Source organism: Nonomuraea sp. NPDC050153, from assembly GCF_044460125.1.
Lineage (GTDB): Bacteria > Actinomycetota > Actinomycetes > Streptosporangiales > Streptosporangiaceae > Nonomuraea.
Genome location: NZ_JBITJQ010000010.1, coordinates 240,285 through 255,751, shown reverse-complemented (window position 1 = coordinate 255,751; position 15,467 = coordinate 240,285). Strand labels below are relative to the sequence as shown.

At 69.8% G+C, this 15,467-nt stretch carries 15 protein-coding genes; 11 read left to right on the top strand and 4 right to left on the bottom strand.

Features of this window, described 5'->3' with window-relative positions; all coding sequences use genetic code 11:
• Window positions 1-216: 216 nt before the first annotated feature.
• The 3 genes from ACIBQ1_RS25870 to ACIBQ1_RS25860 are packed head-to-tail and all read right to left on the bottom strand — an operon-like array spanning window position 217 to window position 3,190.
• Entirely contained in the window at window positions 217-1,017 is an 801-nt protein-coding gene (locus ACIBQ1_RS25870; RefSeq protein ID WP_397281374.1) for an SDR family NAD(P)-dependent oxidoreductase, read from the bottom strand.
• Window positions 1,014-2,024 (bottom strand): DUF4432 family protein, encoded by a 1,011-nt coding sequence (locus ACIBQ1_RS25865; protein WP_397281373.1) that lies wholly within the window; start codon window positions 2,022-2,024, stop codon window positions 1,014-1,016. Before ACIBQ1_RS25865 ends, ACIBQ1_RS25870 begins: the two co-directional genes overlap by 4 nt.
• A complete protein-coding gene (locus ACIBQ1_RS25860) occupies window positions 2,021-3,190 on the bottom strand; it encodes a DUF4185 domain-containing protein (RefSeq protein ID WP_397281370.1) in 1,170 nt (389 codons plus the stop codon). Before ACIBQ1_RS25860 ends, ACIBQ1_RS25865 begins: the two co-directional genes overlap by 4 nt.
• 177 nt (window positions 3,191-3,367) lie before the next feature.
• Here ACIBQ1_RS25860 and ACIBQ1_RS25855 point away from each other — a divergent pair, with 177 nt between their 5' ends.
• The 7 genes from ACIBQ1_RS25855 to ACIBQ1_RS25825 all read left to right on the top strand — a co-directional run bounded on the left by ACIBQ1_RS25855 (window position 3,368) and on the right by ACIBQ1_RS25825 (window position 10,324).
• The gene (locus ACIBQ1_RS25855; protein WP_397281369.1) at window positions 3,368-4,318 is read left to right on the top strand and encodes a teichoic acid biosynthesis protein C; all 951 of its coding nucleotides are present in this window, start codon (window positions 3,368-3,370) and stop codon (window positions 4,316-4,318) included.
• 68 nt (window positions 4,319-4,386) lie between these two features.
• Entirely contained in the window at window positions 4,387-4,596 is a 210-nt protein-coding gene (locus tag ACIBQ1_RS25850; protein WP_397281367.1) for a hypothetical protein, read from the top strand.
• Window positions 4,597-4,732: 136 nt separating this feature from the next.
• Window positions 4,733-5,029, top strand: coding sequence for a type II toxin-antitoxin system VapC family toxin (locus ACIBQ1_RS25845; RefSeq protein WP_397281365.1), 297 nt, complete (start codon window positions 4,733-4,735; stop codon window positions 5,027-5,029).
• 51 nt (window positions 5,030-5,080) lie between these two features.
• Window positions 5,081-6,691, top strand: coding sequence for an ABC-F family ATP-binding cassette domain-containing protein (locus ACIBQ1_RS25840; RefSeq protein ID WP_397281363.1), 1,611 nt, complete (start codon window positions 5,081-5,083; stop codon window positions 6,689-6,691).
• Between the two features lie 154 nt (window positions 6,692-6,845).
• Window positions 6,846-7,565 (top strand): hypothetical protein, encoded by a 720-nt coding sequence (locus tag ACIBQ1_RS25835; protein WP_397281361.1) that lies wholly within the window; start codon window positions 6,846-6,848, stop codon window positions 7,563-7,565.
• Window positions 7,566-7,649: 84 nt separating this feature from the next.
• A complete protein-coding gene (locus ACIBQ1_RS25830) occupies window positions 7,650-9,065 on the top strand; it encodes a hypothetical protein (RefSeq protein ID WP_397281360.1) in 1,416 nt (471 codons plus the stop codon).
• A gap of 248 nt (window positions 9,066-9,313) precedes the next feature.
• Window positions 9,314-10,324 (top strand): NlpC/P60 family protein, encoded by a 1,011-nt coding sequence (locus ACIBQ1_RS25825; RefSeq protein ID WP_397281359.1) that lies wholly within the window; start codon window positions 9,314-9,316, stop codon window positions 10,322-10,324.
• Between the two features lie 5 nt (window positions 10,325-10,329).
• On the opposite strand, the gene ACIBQ1_RS25820 is transcribed toward ACIBQ1_RS25825, so the two are convergent.
• Window positions 10,330-10,821: an inorganic diphosphatase gene (locus ACIBQ1_RS25820; RefSeq protein ID WP_185069348.1), complete on the bottom strand. Its 492-nt coding sequence runs from the start codon at window positions 10,819-10,821 to the stop codon at window positions 10,330-10,332.
• Window positions 10,822-11,207: 386 nt separating this feature from the next.
• Between ACIBQ1_RS25820 and dacB the strand changes: the two genes are divergently transcribed.
• The 4 genes from dacB (at window position 11,208) to hpt (ending at window position 15,258) form a co-directional block, all read left to right on the top strand.
• A complete protein-coding gene (gene dacB, locus ACIBQ1_RS25815; protein ID WP_397281358.1) occupies window positions 11,208-12,380 on the top strand; it encodes a D-alanyl-D-alanine carboxypeptidase/D-alanyl-D-alanine-endopeptidase in 1,173 nt (390 codons plus the stop codon).
• Window positions 12,381-12,441: 61 nt separating this feature from the next.
• The gene (locus ACIBQ1_RS25810) at window positions 12,442-13,518 is read left to right on the top strand and encodes a zinc-dependent metalloprotease (protein WP_397281356.1); all 1,077 of its coding nucleotides are present in this window, start codon (window positions 12,442-12,444) and stop codon (window positions 13,516-13,518) included.
• 173 nt (window positions 13,519-13,691) lie between these two features.
• Complete coding sequence (tilS, locus tag ACIBQ1_RS25805; protein WP_397281354.1) at window positions 13,692-14,696, top strand: tRNA lysidine(34) synthetase TilS; 1,005 nt, start codon at window positions 13,692-13,694, stop codon at window positions 14,694-14,696.
• A 10-nt stretch (window positions 14,697-14,706) separates the two neighbouring features.
• Window positions 14,707-15,258, top strand: a complete 552-nt coding sequence (gene hpt / locus ACIBQ1_RS25800) for a hypoxanthine phosphoribosyltransferase (protein WP_355366287.1) — start codon at window positions 14,707-14,709, stop codon at window positions 15,256-15,258.
• Window positions 15,259-15,467 lie beyond the last annotated feature (209 nt).

Below are 15,467 nucleotides of genomic sequence, written 5' to 3'. Positions count from 1 at the left end.
AGGTCTCTCCTCGGTGAGTCGTTTCGACCTCGTAACCTAGCGTGCTTGATCGACTACGAGTCGCTATGACTCGCCGGTCGATCAAGGGCTGTGCGCCCGGAGCGGGTCGCGTGCCCGGCACGCCGAGGACCACTGGTATCAGCGGTACGACCTGGGAGTTCGTCGCATTGACGCAACACTTGCCAGCTTTGGTGCGCCTCCAGAGGAACCTGTGGGCTATTCGGGAAGGGCGGCCGGATTCTGCGCGAGCAGGCCGCCGTCCACCCGGTGCTCGGCGCCGGTGATGAACGACGAGCGCGGCCCCGCCAGGAACGCCACCAACTCGGCCACCTCCTCCGGGCGGCCCACGCGGCCCAGCGGGTGGGAGCGGCCCCACTGCGCGATCTGCTCCTCCTGCGAGAGCTCGCCCCGCCACAGGTCCGCCGCCCAGCGCAACATCGGGGTGTCCACCGAACCTGGGCAGACCACGTTCACCCGGATGCCGTCGGCGGCGTGGTCGAGCGCCATGGCCCGGGTCAGGCCGTTGAGCGCGGCCTTGCTCGCGGTGTACGCGGCCACCTGCGCCTGCGAGGAGAACGCCTGCACCGACGACATGATCACGATCGAGCCGCCGCCGCGGGCCCTCAGCTCGGGTATGGCCGCCTTGCAGGTGAGGTAGACGCCCTTGAGGTTGATGTCGAGCACTTCGTCCCAGACGTCCTCCGGGGTGTCCTCGACCGTGCCGTAGCGCTGCACGCCCGCGCAGGTGACGACGATGTCGAGCCCGCCGTACGTGGTCACGGCCAGGTCCACCAGGTCGCGCATCTCGTCGGCCCGGCGCACGTCGGCGACCACGCCGGTGACGCTCGCGTGTCCATGGTCGCGCTCGCTCGGGGCTCCGCTGTCGAGCACCGCGTCCTTGCCGATCCCGCAGAACACCACGGACGCCCCGCCGTCGGCCAGCCGGTTCACCACGGCCCGCCCGATGCCCATCGAACCACCCGTGACCAGCGCGACCTTCCCACCAAATTCGCTCACGCTTTAACCTCCGCGCGCAACCTCAACACCTTCGTCTCATGGGGGCCCAGGGCGAGGGCCGTGCCGTTGTCTACGGCGGCGGCCAGGCCGTCGGTCGGCATGCTGGAGAACGGTTCGAGCCCCAGCGTGTACGCCCGTCCCCACCAGGGATAGTCGGTGGACGCGCCGAGCTCCTGCCACATCCACAGGTACGGCAGGAGAGTCGCGTCCCACTCCACCCGCATACCGATATCCCCCGAAATTTCGTACCAACCCTCGTCGAAGCCCGTCAGGTAGACGATGTCGCTCGGCGACCCCGGCTCCTGCACGACGCTCAGATCGGTCTCGCCGCCGCCGTCGGCCGGGACGACGGGCCACTGCCACGGCCCGCCCGCCTGGACCCTCCGGCCCGCCGGACTTATCGCAGTCTCGTGGGGGATCACCTTGACGCCTTCCGGCAGCCTGATCCTGGCGCCGGGACGCAGGAACGGCAGGCCGTACACGATGTGCTGCCCCCACATGGCGTGCAGCGGCAGCTCGGCCTCGTTGGTGGCCCGGCCCTCGATCTCCAGAGCCGCCGTCCCGGACCTGAGCCTGAAGACCTTCTCCATCCGGTACGGCAGCCGCCGCGTCCGCACGCTGAGCCTGATCGCGACCTCGTCCTCGGAGTCGGCCACGACCTCCCACCGCCACGGCAGCCCGGAGACCTCCCCGTGCTGCGCCAGCCGCGCGCCCCGGTACTCGCTGGGCGCGCCGCCGTTCGGGAAGATCTCCTGCCAGCCGCCCTCGTAGTGGTCGATGAACTGGGCGACGTCGTCGGCCGCGCCTTGGAGGTGGTCGTGCGGATCGCGCAGGCCCTGCGGGGAGAGCCAGACGAAGTCGGTGTCGGTGGGCTTGTGCAGGAACTCCACCACGTCGCCGCCCTTGTCCGGCACGACGGTCACGCGCAACCGCTCGTTCTCCAGCACGACCGCCCGCAGCCCGTCGATCGTGACGGGCCGCAGTCGGGCCGCCCAGTTGCGTCTCACTGGAAGGTCACATCCAGGAATCTCGGCCGGTAGATGGTCACGTCCCGGTAGTGGTCGGTGTTCACGAAGCTGTTGACGTTGTAGGAGATCACGAGACCGTTGCCCGCGACCTCGGGGTGCGCGTGGGCGTTGTAGGTGAAGATGTTCCCCTTGGTCTCGGGGGTCGTGTAGACGTGCTGCTTGCCGGTGAACGGGCCGAACGGGGAGCACGAGGTGTAGGCCACGATGTTCGGGCTCAGGACCTCGGTCGTGTCATGCGTGATCAGGACATATCCCGATCCGACCTTGGTGACGCTGTACTCGTTCGCGACGCCGCTCATGATGCGCGCCGAGTCGGTCTCGTTCGGCGACCAGGTGCCGTCCGCCTTCAGGAACTCCCAGGTGCCCAGCAGGCTCTGCCCCTTGACCCGCGCGACGTGCATGTACTTGGGCGAGCCGAGGTCCTCGACGCCGTACACGTAGGTGTATCCGCCGTCCTTGAGGATCGCGGAGGCCCACGCCACGCCGTGCCCGGACGGCAGGTCGGTGACGCCGATGGGCTCGTTCAGCCGCCCCGGGGCGAACCTGGCCACCACGTTCCGGTGCCAGCGCCAGTCCCACGCGCCGGTGCCGTAGCGCTCGTACTCCTGGTAGGTGACCTCCACGAGCCCGCCGGCCACCGTCGCGTCGCCGGCCCAGTACCAGTGGTTCTGGTCGCGCGGCGGCATCACCGCGGTCGGCGCGGCGGCGGTGCCGTCGTGGATCGTGGACAGCTTGCCGTTGCGCTCGACGGCGAAGGAGTTGTTCAGGAAGACCGTGTCCCCGCCCTCCCCGACCACGGGCGGGCGCGAGCCGTCGGCGTTCACCCGGCCGAGGAACGTGTCGGAGAAGACCCACAGTTCCTTGCCGCTCGGCAGCTTGACCGAGTAGGTGCCGTCGGCGCCCGTCCAGTCGTCCAACCGGCTGTTGTCGTTTCCGTAGTTGGTGAAAAGGCTGGTCAGCCGGGCGTCGACGGTGGTTGTCTTGACGGTCGGGCCGCACGCGGCGCGGGTCGCGGCCGGCTGCTGCTGTTGCTGCGCCACCGACGGGATGGGTTTGGGCGGGGCTGCCCAGGCTTGCTGCGGTACGGCCGTCAGGCCGACCAACGCGATGGCGAGGGGTGCTAAGGCGGAGCGGAATCGCGTCATCACTCGTCCTTGGGGAGGGAAGTTCCCTACAGTTCTAGTCATTAGATCACTTACTGTCTAGGGCCCTCTCACACTCGGCCGAATTGGATCGTGGGAGTTTCGGGGGTGACCCTCGGCGGGCTGCACTATGGTTGGTGACTTCCTGAAATATCCGTATATATCCGTTATGGAGGTCGTATGCCGGTCACTCGCCGGGATCTGCTCAAGGTGGGTGCGGGAGCCGCGGCGGCGGCCCTGGCGGGCACGGAGACGGCGGCTGCCGCCTCCGCGGCGGGCCGGTTCGACCTGGCGGCACCCGCCGGCCAGCTGATCTGGAAGAAGGCGCTGTACGACGAGACGGTGCTGCAGTCGTTCGCCTTCGACAACGCCAACGGGCACATCTACCTGGCCCAGCTCAAGAACGGCTCGGGGTCGGCGGCGGCCGGGGATCTCTGCGTGACCAAGCTGAGCCTGTCCGGATCGGTGCTCGGCCACATGTACCTCAAGGGCTTCGGGCACGGCGTGCAGATCGGCGTGGAGCCGTCGGGCGGCTCCGCCTACCTGTGGACGGAGACCGACGCGGTCGGCGACGGCGCGGGGAACGCCTGGGGGCGACGCCTGGCGAGGTTCAAGTTCGTCAACGGCCAGACGCTCGCGTCGTCGTCCTCGGCGCTGACCAAGTACACCTTGATCTCGGGCGCCACCAGCACCACGTGCGCCATCGACCCGTCCACCAACCGGCTGATCATGCGGTGCCGGGTCGGCGGCCAGGCGCGCTTCGTGGCGTACTCGCTGGCGGCGGTGAAGGCGGGCACGGCCACGAAGCTGTACGACGTCGCGCAGCCGTCCGGCCTGGGCGTCTTCCAGGGCTACACGGCCTACGGCGACTACCTCTACCTGCTCGACGGCACGGCCTACAGCGGCTCCAACCCCGCGCCGGGCAACACGTACCTGACCTGCGTCGACCTGCGCACGGGCGCCAAGGTCCAGCGCTCGCTCAGCCAGGCGGGCAAGTCCCTGGACTTCCGCGAGCCGGAGGGCCTGGCCATCCAGATCGTCTCAGGGCGGCCCCGGCTCTGCCTCGGCCTCGCCTCCGGCGCCGCGGGGGCTCGCAAGGCCAGCATCTTCTACAAGAGCACGCTCGTCTGAGGACCGGGCACGATCCTCGGCGGCGGAAATCCGGATGACGCGATAGTGGGCAGACATACACTGCGGGTATGAGCGCGATGCGTGAAGAACTCCACTCGCTGGTCGATCAGCTGCCCGACGATCGGGTGCAACCGGTGCTCGCGCTCGTCCGCGAAAATCTCCTGGCGAGCCGCCGCACGCAGGCGGCCGCGTCCTTGGAGCGGATCCGGGACCGGATGCGCGGTGTGACAGGTGTCGATGAAGAACTGGACCAGCTCCGGGAAGGGTCTCGTGGCTGACGCCTACCTCGTCGACACCGGTGTGTTCCTGCGCTGGTTCGTTGATCAGCCTGGCCATGAGCATGCTCGCGAGGTTCAGGACGCGTTTCTCAACGGGCAGGTCGCGTAGGAGACGGCGGATTTCGCGCGGATCGAGGTGGCTGGGGTTCTTCGAAAAAAGGGACTGCTCTCCGGTCGGCTCACGCCCGAAGAATTCGTCGCGGCCGTGCGCTTGATCGACGAATTCGGGGTGAAGGTCCACGCGGTGGATGCCGACGTCCTGGAAAGAGCGGCGGGTCTCGCGGTGCGGCTCACCCTTCGCATGTACGACGCCGTCTTCGCGCAGCTGGCCATCGATCGAGGCATTCCCCTTCTCACCACCGACGTCAAGCTGTGTCATGCCGTGGAGGGCGTCGTAGAGACGGTGATTCTGCGCGGTGTGGCGTCCGGCTGAGTGGTGGAAAATGTGGTGACCGCGCCGGAAGGGGCCGGGTAACCTGCCGGAATGGGTCACGTCGAAGTAGGACATCTCACGTACGTGCTGCCCGACGGGCGGCCCCTGCTCGACGACGTGTCCTTCCGGATCGGTGAAGGCGTCAAAGCGGCTCTCGTCGGGCCCAACGGCGCGGGCAAGACCACGCTCATGCGGCTGATCGCCGGTGACCTCCAGCCGGTCGACGGCAGCGTGGCGAGCTCCGGCGGGCTGGGCGTGATGCGGCAGTTCGTCGGCAGCGTGCGCGACGGGAGCAGCGTGCGCGACCTGCTGCTCGGCGTCGCCCCGCCGGCGGTGCGCGCGGCGGCCGAGCGGCTCGACGAGGCCGAGCTGGTGATGATGGAGCGCGACGACGAGAAGACGCAGATGCGTTACGCGCAGGCCATCAGCGACTACACCGACGCGGGCGGCTACGACATCGAGGTGCTGTGGGACACCTGTACGGTGGCCGCGCTCGGCGTCCCCTACGAAAGGGTGAAATATCGGGACGTGTCCACGCTGTCCGGCGGCGAGCAGAAGCGGCTCGTCCTGGAGGCGCTGCTGCGCGGCCCCGACCAGACGCTGCTCCTCGACGAGCCCGACAACTACCTCGATGTCCCCGGCAAGGAGTGGCTGGAGCAGCAGCTCAGGGAGACGCCCAAGACCGTGCTGCTGGTCAGCCACGACCGCCAGCTCCTGGCGAACGCGGCCGACCGCATCGTGACCGTCGAGTCCGGCAACATCTGGATCCACGGCGGCGGGTTCGCCACGTACGCCGAGGCCCGCAAGGCCCGCAACGAACGCCTCGACGAGCTGCGCAGGCGCTGGGACGAAGAGCACGCCAAGCTCAAGGCCCTGGTCAACATGCTGAAGAACAAAGCGAGATACAACGACGGCATGGCCGCCGCCTATCACGCCGCCCAGACCCGGCTGCGCAAGTTCGTGGAGGCGGGCCCGCCCGAGACGCCCCCCAACGACCAGAACATCAAGATGCGGCTCAAAGGCGGCCGCACCGGCAAGCGGGCGATCACCTGCGAGGTTCTCGAACTCACCGGCCTCATGCGCCCGTTCGACCTGGAGGTCTGGTACGGCGAGCGCGTCGCCGTCCTCGGCTCCAACGGCTCGGGCAAGTCCCACTTCCTGCGCCTGCTGGCCGGAGAGCCGATCAACCACGACGGGGTCGCCAAGCTCGGCGCCCGCGTGGTCCCCGGCCACTTCGCCCAGACGCACGCCCGGCCCGACCTGCTCGGCCGCACCCCGGTCGAGATCGTCATGACCGAGCACGCCAAGCTCAAGAACGAAGCGATGAAGACGCTGGCCCGCTACGAGTTGGCGGGGCTGATCGCCGAGCAGCGGTTCGACACGCTCTCCGGCGGGCAGCAGGCGCGGCTGCAGATCCTGCTGCTGGAGCTGTCCGGGGCCACGTTGCTGCTGCTCGACGAGCCGACCGACAACCTCGACCTGGCCAGCGCCGAGGCGCTGCAGGCGGGCCTGGACGCGTTCGACGGCACGGTGCTGGCGGTCACCCACGACCGCTGGTTCGCCGCCGACTTCGACCGCTACCTGGTCTTCGGCTCCGACGGCACGGTCTACGAGTCGTCCGATCCGGTATGGGACGAGGCCAGGGTCGTACGCCCCCGTTAAAGAGTTGGTACGACAGGCGCGTGTCCTCTGCCAGCCGTACCCATGCACGGGTTATCACGGCAAAGTGATCCCGCGCAGCCGAACCGTCAGCCTGCTCGCACTCTGCGCACTCGGGGCGATCTGCCTCTCCGGGTGCGCGAGCGAGAAACGACCCGTGCAAGAGCTCAAGCCCCTTGCCCTCAAAGAGCAGGTCTCGAACATCGTCAAATCCGCCGACGGGTACGCCGTCACCTGGGCGGGTGTGCTCAGCAACGCCAACCCGTGGCACTTCGGCGAGCACGTGGTGGCCACCATCGTCGGACACGACGCCAAGGGCACCGAAGTGGTCAGGATGGACCAGCCGCTCGACGCCGTGCCGCCGGGCGGGTCGCTGGCCTTCACCGGCCAGGCCACCGCTTCCGAGAAGCCGGCGAAGGTGACGATCCAGTACCGTCCCGCGCGTTGGCGGCCGGCGGCGCGAATTCCCTCCGCGTTCCAGCGGTTTCCTGTCAGCCGCGTCCAGACATTGCCCCAGAAAGATGGTTCCTACCTTATTACTGGATATGTCGGGAATCCCTATCAAATGTCGGTCAGCAGCCTCGTCGTGAACGCGCTGCTGCGCGACAAAGAAGGCAAACTCCTCGGCGGCGGGAGCACATTCGTGGACGACGTCAAAGCCGGAAGTCCGCCGCGATTCATCCTCACCGTGTCGGGGCTCCCGCAGGGGTCGAAGGTCACGAGGACCGACATCACGGCCAGGACCTGGGGCTCGACGGGCCGTCCCTACGAGGAGCTGGCGCTCGCCGGAGCCGTGCCGATCCACACCGTCAAGCCGGTGACCGAACCGTTCCCGGTGGACCGGAGCACACAGGTCGTGGCGGAGCATAAACAATAAATTGGGCTAAATCCAAAGGCGCTGTTATGCCGACGCCCCGAAAGCGGTAGAACTACTAGTTACCAATCAATTACCTTCGGTCATATGAATGACCGCGTCCTGGTCGAAGCACTCCGCGCCCGTGACCCGGGCGCGCTCGCCGCCGTCTATGACACGTACGCGGAGAGCGTCTACCGCTACTGCTGGTCCCTCCTGCTGAACGCGGACAGCGCCCAGGTGGCGCTCCGCGACACGCTGATCGCGGCCGAGGCGCACGCGGGCGCGCTGGCCGACCCCGACAGGCTGCGCACCTGGCTGTACGCGCTGGCCCGCGCCGAGTGCCTGCGCCGCAGGGCGGCGGCGCCGCCAGGGCCCGCGGAAGCCCTGGCCAAGGCGCCGCCCCCGCACGACCCGGCCGACGCCGACCTGCGGATCATGGCCTGGAACGCCGTCCAGAGCCTGCCCGTCGCCGACCGCGAGGCCCTGGAGCTCACGTACCGGCACTCGCTGCCCGCGCCCGAGCTGGCCCAGGTGCTGGCGACGCGGCAGGTCGAGCAGGTCCTGGAGGGGGCGCGCGAGCGGCTGCGCGACGCGATCACCGCCGAGATCCTCGCCTTGAAGGGCCCGTACGACTGCCCGCGGCGGGCCGCGATCCTGGCCGGGTTCGCCGGCGAGCTGACCCAGGAGATGCGCGAGCGCCTGGTCCGTCACCTGCCGCGCTGCGAGACCTGCGCGCCGCACCGCACCCGCGAGGTGTCGGCCGCCAAGGTCCTCGACCTGCTGCCCCAGCAGCCGCTGCCCGACGCGCTCCGCCTCCGGGTGATGAGCTGCTTCGTCGACCCCGAGCTCCTGCCGTACCGCCGTTATGTCGCCAGGCGTACGGGCAACCTGGGCGCCGCCGGATTTCCCGTTCCCGCGCACAAGAGCGTTCGAGGGTGGCCTAAGGCGCTGGCAGGCGCGCTGGCGGCGGTCGCGGCCGTGGTGGCGATAGTGGTGATCTTCCAGCAGTTCGGGACCGAGGGGAGCGGGGTGTCGGGCGTGGCCACGGCCGCGTTCCCGGCCACGGGCGAACCGCCCGCCATCCGCCTGCCCTGGCGCTCCCGCCCGCCGGACGCGCCGGTGACGGCGGACCCCGTCCTGGACAACACGACCACGCGTCCGATCGGCGTCACCGGCGCCCCGATGCTGGTGCCGTCCGTCGAGCCGGTCCGCGACGCCGTACGTTCCTCGCCGCCGGACCGCACCTCCTCCACCCGCGTCCCCTCCAGCCCTCCCGGGCCCGCCGAACCGCAACCGCCGACCTACCTCCCCCCGCCCCCGCCGGCCCCGTCGACGCATCGCCCACCGGCAGGCGGCCCACCCCATGACCCGCCCACCGGTAACCCGCCGCCCTCCACCCCCGCCACCCGCACTCCCTGTCCCACCCCGACCCCCACTCCGCCCCAGACACCCACCCAAACCTCCACGCCACCCCCGACGACCACCCCCACCACCCCTCCGTCACCCACGACCACCGGCTGACCCCCTCGAACCGTCACGCGGGTGCCCGGCGGCCCTTTCGCCGTCTCCGCGCCACTCCACCCCAGAACATCGAGCCCGCATGGTCCGATCACGTTACGTGAGTGAATTGCCGGGAACTGTGTGCATAGAGTAACCATGTGTTTCTGGGGGGACCAATGCGCGCATTTCGGGCTGGGCTCCTCGCGTGCTGCCTGGTCGTCGCTTCGTGCCCACCCGTCGCGGCCGATCCTGCCCCCTCCTCGCGGGAGGTGCGGAAGGCGCGCCAGATCGCGCAGGACCGTTCGCGGGAGCTGGGGGCGGCCAGCGCCCAGCTGGCCACGGCGCAGTCGCGGCTGGACGTGATGGCGGCCGCGGTGGAGCGGCTGGTCGAGGCGTACAACGGCGAGCTGGTCAGGCTCAAGCAGGCCGACCAGACCTACGCGCAGGCCAGGGCGCGGCTGGCGGGGGCGGACGCGGAGGTCGAGCGGGCCAGGCAGGCCGTCGCGCTGCTGGCCGCCGAGGGCTACGGCGGGCTGGGCCTGATGACCCCGGTCGTCAGCATGCTCGTCGACCAGGGCGACAGGGAGGGGGTCCTGCGCCGGGCGAGCCTGCTGGCGCAGCTCAGGGGAGAGCAGACGGCGATACTCGACCGGATGCGGGACACGCAGGAGGTGGCCGCGATCCTGCGTACGCAGGCCGCGAACGCCTACGCCGCCCACCGGGTCTTCTCGGAGCGCGTCGCGCTGGCCAAGGCGGTGGCCGAGCAGGCGGTGGCCCGGCAGCGGCTGGAGACCGCGAAGCTGCAGGCCCGCACGGTGGTCCTCCAGCGCCGGGTGGACGCGGCGCGCAGCCGCGCGGAGCTGCTGGCCAGGCAGCGGGCGGCGTCGACGCGGAACCTGGTCACCGGGGGCTCGGCCATGGGGGACGTGGCGGCCAATTGGGCGCTGACCCAGCTGGGCAAGCCGTACGTGTGGGCGGCCGCGGGCCCGGACACCTACGACTGCTCAGGGCTCGTGATGCGGGCCTGGGAGAAGGTCGGCGTACAGCTGGACCACTGGACGGGCACCCAGTGGACGTCGGGCCCGCACGTGCCGATGGACCAGCTCAGACGGGGCGACCTGCTGTTCTTCGGCTACGTCAGCAGCGACCCTGGCACCATCCACCACGTCGGGATCTACGTCGGCAACGGCCAGATGGTGCACGCGCCGCAGACCGGCGACGTGGTGCGGGTCGCCTCGATCTGGCGCGGGGACCTGGTGGGCGCCACCAGGCCCCGCTGAGGGGGTCAGTGGTGACCCTCCTCCTTGGCCCGGCGGAAGGAGCGCTCGATCTCGGCCTCGGCCTCGATGCGGCCGACCCAGTTGGCGCCCTCGACGGACTTGCCCGGCTCCAGGTCCTTGTAGACCTCGAAGAAGTGCTGGATCTCCAGGCGGTCGAACTCGGACACGTGATGGATGTCCTGGATGTGGTGCATCCGCGGGTCGGTCGAGGGGACGCAGAGGACCTTGTCGTCGCCGCCCTTCTCGTCCGTCATCCTGAACATGCCCACCGCCCGGCAGGTGATGTAGCACCCGGGGAACGTCGGCTCCTGCAGCAGCACCAGCGCGTCCAGCGGGTCGCCGTCCTCGCCGAGGGTGTTCTCGATGAAGCCGTAGTCGGCGGGGTACTGCGTGGAGGTGAACAGAAGCCGGTCGAGCCTGATTTTCCCGGTCTCGTGGTCCACTTCGTACTTGTTTCGATTGCCCTTCGGAATCTCAACGACGACGTCGAACTCCACCGCGGTCCTTTCTCATGGGCCGAGTCCGCTTCACCGGGCAACGCCAGGTTCGGCTTCGTCTCCCGCACTCAAGCCCCCGGGAACCCCCGGCTGGGCGTTAATGTCTCGTAGGCGAACACAGGAGAGAGGCAGACGACGTGGCGCGGCACGACCGGTGGGTGATGTTGGCCACTCTCGCCGTGCTGCAGGCCCTGACGATCGTCATCGGCGTTTACGCGATGACCACCGACTTCAGCCTGGGCGCGTTGACGAGGCAGTCTCCACCGACCAAGCCGACGGCGTCCCCGCCGGAAGGGTCTCCCTCCGTCCCCGTGGTCACCTCGGGGCCTGTGCTGGCCCAGCTTTCGGTGAGGTCGGGGGACGGACCTCTCCCGACTAAGGGTACTTTGACGCGTCGGCTCACCAGCGCCCTGGGTGACGATGCGCTCGGCTCCCGTGTGGGCGCGGTGGTGCTCGACGCGGCCACCGGCGAGCGGATCTTCGCCGCCAACGCCGACACCCCCATCGTCCCGGCCTCGACGACGAAGATCGTCACCTGCTCCGCGGCCCTCGCCTCCCTCGGCCCGGACGCGCGGCTGTCCACCAGGGTCGTCCAGGGGGCGAAGCCGGGCACGGCCGTCCTGGTCGGGGGCGGTGACCCGATGCTGGCCGGGCCGTCGGCGAAACCGACGTACCCGAAGCAGGCGAGCCTGGCCACGCTGGCGGCCCGCACGGCCGCCACCCTTAAAGCGCAAAACGTTCGAAAAATCACCCTTTCATACGACACCTCGTTGTTCGTCGGTTCGGCGATTGCCCCCGGCTGGAAGCCGAACTACGTCCCGGACGGCGAGGTGGCGCCCGTCTACGCCCTGACCATCGACGAAGGCCGCCAGAACCCGCGCTTCCACCAGCCCCGGGTCTCCAACCCGCCCCAGTACGCCGCCGACGCCTTCGCCAGGTTGCTGACCAAGCAGGGGATCACGGTGTCCAGGTCCGTACGGGCCGGCAAGGCCCCGGCGAGCGCTCCGGAGCTGGGCCGGGTGGACTCCGCCCCGATCTACTCGCTCGTCGAGCACGCGCTCACCCGAAGCGACAACGACATGGCCGAGGCCCTGGCCAGGCAGGTCGCCGTCAAGGAAGGTCTGCAGGCGTCGTTCGAAGGGGGCGCCAAGGCCGTGGTCGCGGTGCTCCAGCGGCTCGGGGCCGCGCAGGGGATCTCGCTCTCCGACGGCAGCGGCCTGTCCACCCGCAACCGCATCAGCCCCAGCGCCCTGGCCAAGCTGATCGCCATGTCCGGCTCGGCGAGCCAGCCCGGCCTGCACGCCGTCGCCTCCGGCATGCCGATCGCGGGCTTCTCCGGCACGCTCGGCAACGGCCGGCGGTTCACGTCCAGTGACAGCAGGGGGGAGGTCGGGCTCGTCCGCGCCAAGACCGGCACGCTGAACAACGTCAACACGCTGGCGGGCATGGCGACCACGAAGGACGGGCGGCTGGTGACGTTCGCGTTCATGGCCGACCGCGTACCGGGCTCGGCCGAGCCCGTGCTCGACCGTCTTGCCGCCATCGTGGCCAGGTCTTGAATCTCCTCCCGCCCATGGCGCTCCTTCGCGCGGTGGGCGTGGAGCACGTACGGTGGACGGTATGCAGGTGATCGACTGGGATCTGGCCGTCACGACCGGTACGCGCCTGGTGCGCCCCGGTCCTCAAGTGAGCCGGGAGGAGGCCAGGCAGGCCGTCGCCGAGCTCCGTACCCTGTCGCGTGAGGCCGAGGGCCACGTGCGCGAGTTCACCAAGATCCACACAGAGACCGCGCCGCAGGCCGCGACCGTCGTCGACCGGCCCGGCTGGATCAAGGCGAACGTCGAGGGCTTCCGCGTGGTGCTCGAGCCGTTGACCGAGCGCATGGGCAGCAGCGTCAACCAGCCGCCCGCCATCGTCACCGCCGTGGGCTCCCGCATCACGGGCGTGGAGGTCGGGGCCGTCCTGGCGTTCCTCGCCTCGCGGGTCCTCGGGCAGTACGAGCTGTTCCTCCCGCCCGACCCCACCGGCCAGGAGCCCACGGGTCGCCTGACGCTCGTCGCCCCCAACATCGTCCACGCCGAGCGCGAGATGGGCGTCGACCCGCACGACTTCCGCCTGTGGGTGTGCCTGCACGAGGAGACGCACCGGGTGCAGTTCACGGGCGTGCCGTGGCTGCGCGAATACGTCCGGTCGCAGATGACCGAGTTCCTGCTGGCCTCCGACCTCGACCTGCCCACGCTCCTCGAACGCCTCCGCAGCGCCGCCGACACGGTGGCCGACGTGGTGCGCGGCGGGGACGGCAACCTCATCGACGCCATCCAGTCGCCGGGGCAGAAGGAGATCCTCGACCGCCTGACCGCCGTGATGACCCTGGTGGAGGGGCATGGCGACTTCGTCATGGACGCGGTGGGCCCGTCCGTGGTGCCCTCGGTGGGCGAGATCCGCGCCAGGTTCGCCCAGCGGCGGGAGGGCGGTTCCCGCCTCGACCGCACGGTGCGGCGGCTGCTGGGGATCGATCTCAAGATGAAGCAGTACGCGGAGGGGTCGGCGTTCGTACGGAAGGTGGTGGACCGGGTGGGGATGGATGGCTTCAACAAGATCTGGACCTCTCCCGAGACGCTGCCGACGACCCAGGAGATCGCCGACCCGGACGCCTGGATCAGCCGCGTCATCGGCACCCCGGCCCTCCCGGCCTAGCCTCCACCCGCCCCCGGCGGATCACGACGGGCTCACCGCCCCGCTGACGGGCGGGCGGTCATAGGGCTGCGCCGGTGTCGCGTGGTGCAGGTGAGCGAGGCCGGCGTTCCGTCCCTTGGAGCGCCGCGTCGGCGGGGCGCGGGTGGCGTTGTGGTGGGTGGGGGCAGGCGAGAATGGTACCCGTGGGTCCACATCCAGCCGTAGCCGACGTGCGCAAGGCAGTGCGGGAGGCACTGGCCGACGTCAGGAAGGGCGCGCTGGTGCTGGTCGCCTGCAGCGGCGGAGCCGACTCCCTGGCCCTGGCGGCGGCGCTGGCGTTCGTGGCGCCCCGGATGGGCCTCAGGGCGGGCTTGCTCACCGTGGACCACCAGCTCCAGCCCGGCTCGGCCGAGCGGGCGCGGACGGTGGCGGACATCGGCGCCCACCGGCTGGACCTGAGCCCGGCCGAAGTGCTCACCGTCACGGTCGGCGCCGAGGGCGGGCCCGAGGCGGCGGCGCGGGACGCGCGGTACGCCGCGCTGGCCCAGGCGGCGGACCGGCTCCAGGCGGAGGCGGTGCTGCTCGGCCACACGCGCGACGACCAGGCGGAGACGGTGCTGCTGGGCCTGGCCAGGGGGAGCGGGGTCAGGTCGCTGTCCGGGATGGCCGCGCGCGGCGGGCGCTACCGCAGGCCGCTGCTGCACATCCCCAGGGCCACCACCGTGAAGGCCTGTGCGGCCCTGGAGCTCGACCCCTGGGACGACCCCCACAACGAGGACCCCCGCTACACGAGAGTCCGCGTGCGGAGAAGGATCCTGCCCGTCCTCGAAGCGGAGTTGGGCCCGGGGGTGGCCGAGGCGCTCGCGAGGACCGCGGGGATGGCGCGGGAGGACGCCGACGCCCTCGATCAGTGGGCCGAATCGGCGTACCAGAATTGCGCTCTTAGCGATATTCCGGGACCGGTGACACTAGCCGTACCAGAGCTGGAGAAGCTCCCCGACGCCGTCAGGCGGCGGGTGCTGCGGCGGGCGGCAATCGCGGCGGGAGCACCCTCAGGCGCCCTCTCGGCCACGCACGTGCTGGCCGTGGATCGGCTGGTCACGAGCTGGCACGGGCAGAAGGCCGTGGACCTGCCCGGGGGTCTTTCGGCCGTCCGGCGGTATGGCACCCTGATACTCGCCATCAGTCCCATCGCATAAGGAACCACAGGTGGACGCTGCCGACATGGGCAATGACCTGGAAAATGTCCTCATTCCCGAGGACGAGCTCCAGGCCAAGATCAAAGAGCTTGCCGGGCGGATCGACGAGGACTACGCGGGCAAAGACTTGCTGCTCGTGGGCGTGCTGAAGGGCGCCGTCATGGTGATGGCCGACCTGGCCAGGGCCCTGCACGTGCCCGTGCAAATGGATTGGATGGCGGTGTCGTCGTACGGCGCGGGCACGAGGTCATCCGGCGTCGTACGCGTGCTGAAAGACCTCGACACCGACATCATGGGCCGCGACGTGCTGATAGTCGAGGACATCATCGACTCCGGCCTGACCCTGCACTGGCTGTTGGAAAACCTGAAGTCGCGTAATCCCGCCTCACTTGAGATCTGCGCCGCGCTGCGGAAACCCGACGCGGTGAAGGTGCCGATCGATGTGAAATACGTGGGGTTCGACATTCCCAACGAGTTCGTCATCGGTTACGGCCTCGACTACGCCGAGCGATACCGCAATCTGCCGTTCATCGGCACACTGGCCCCACACGTTTACAAGTAGCAATCTGGACCGCGGCCGGGAACACCGCGCAAGGTGACGTACGTTGATAGGGCAAGACCGGTGCAGCGGGCGGGTCCCCCCGTGCGCTCTGCCGGTGTACCTTCAGACTCCGGGAGGGTGACCGCGTGTCCCCCTCGGGTAGTCAGAAGTCGCGGTGCCGGATGCCGCGGCCCCGGGCCAGCCCGGGGTTCCAGGCCATGGTCAGGAAG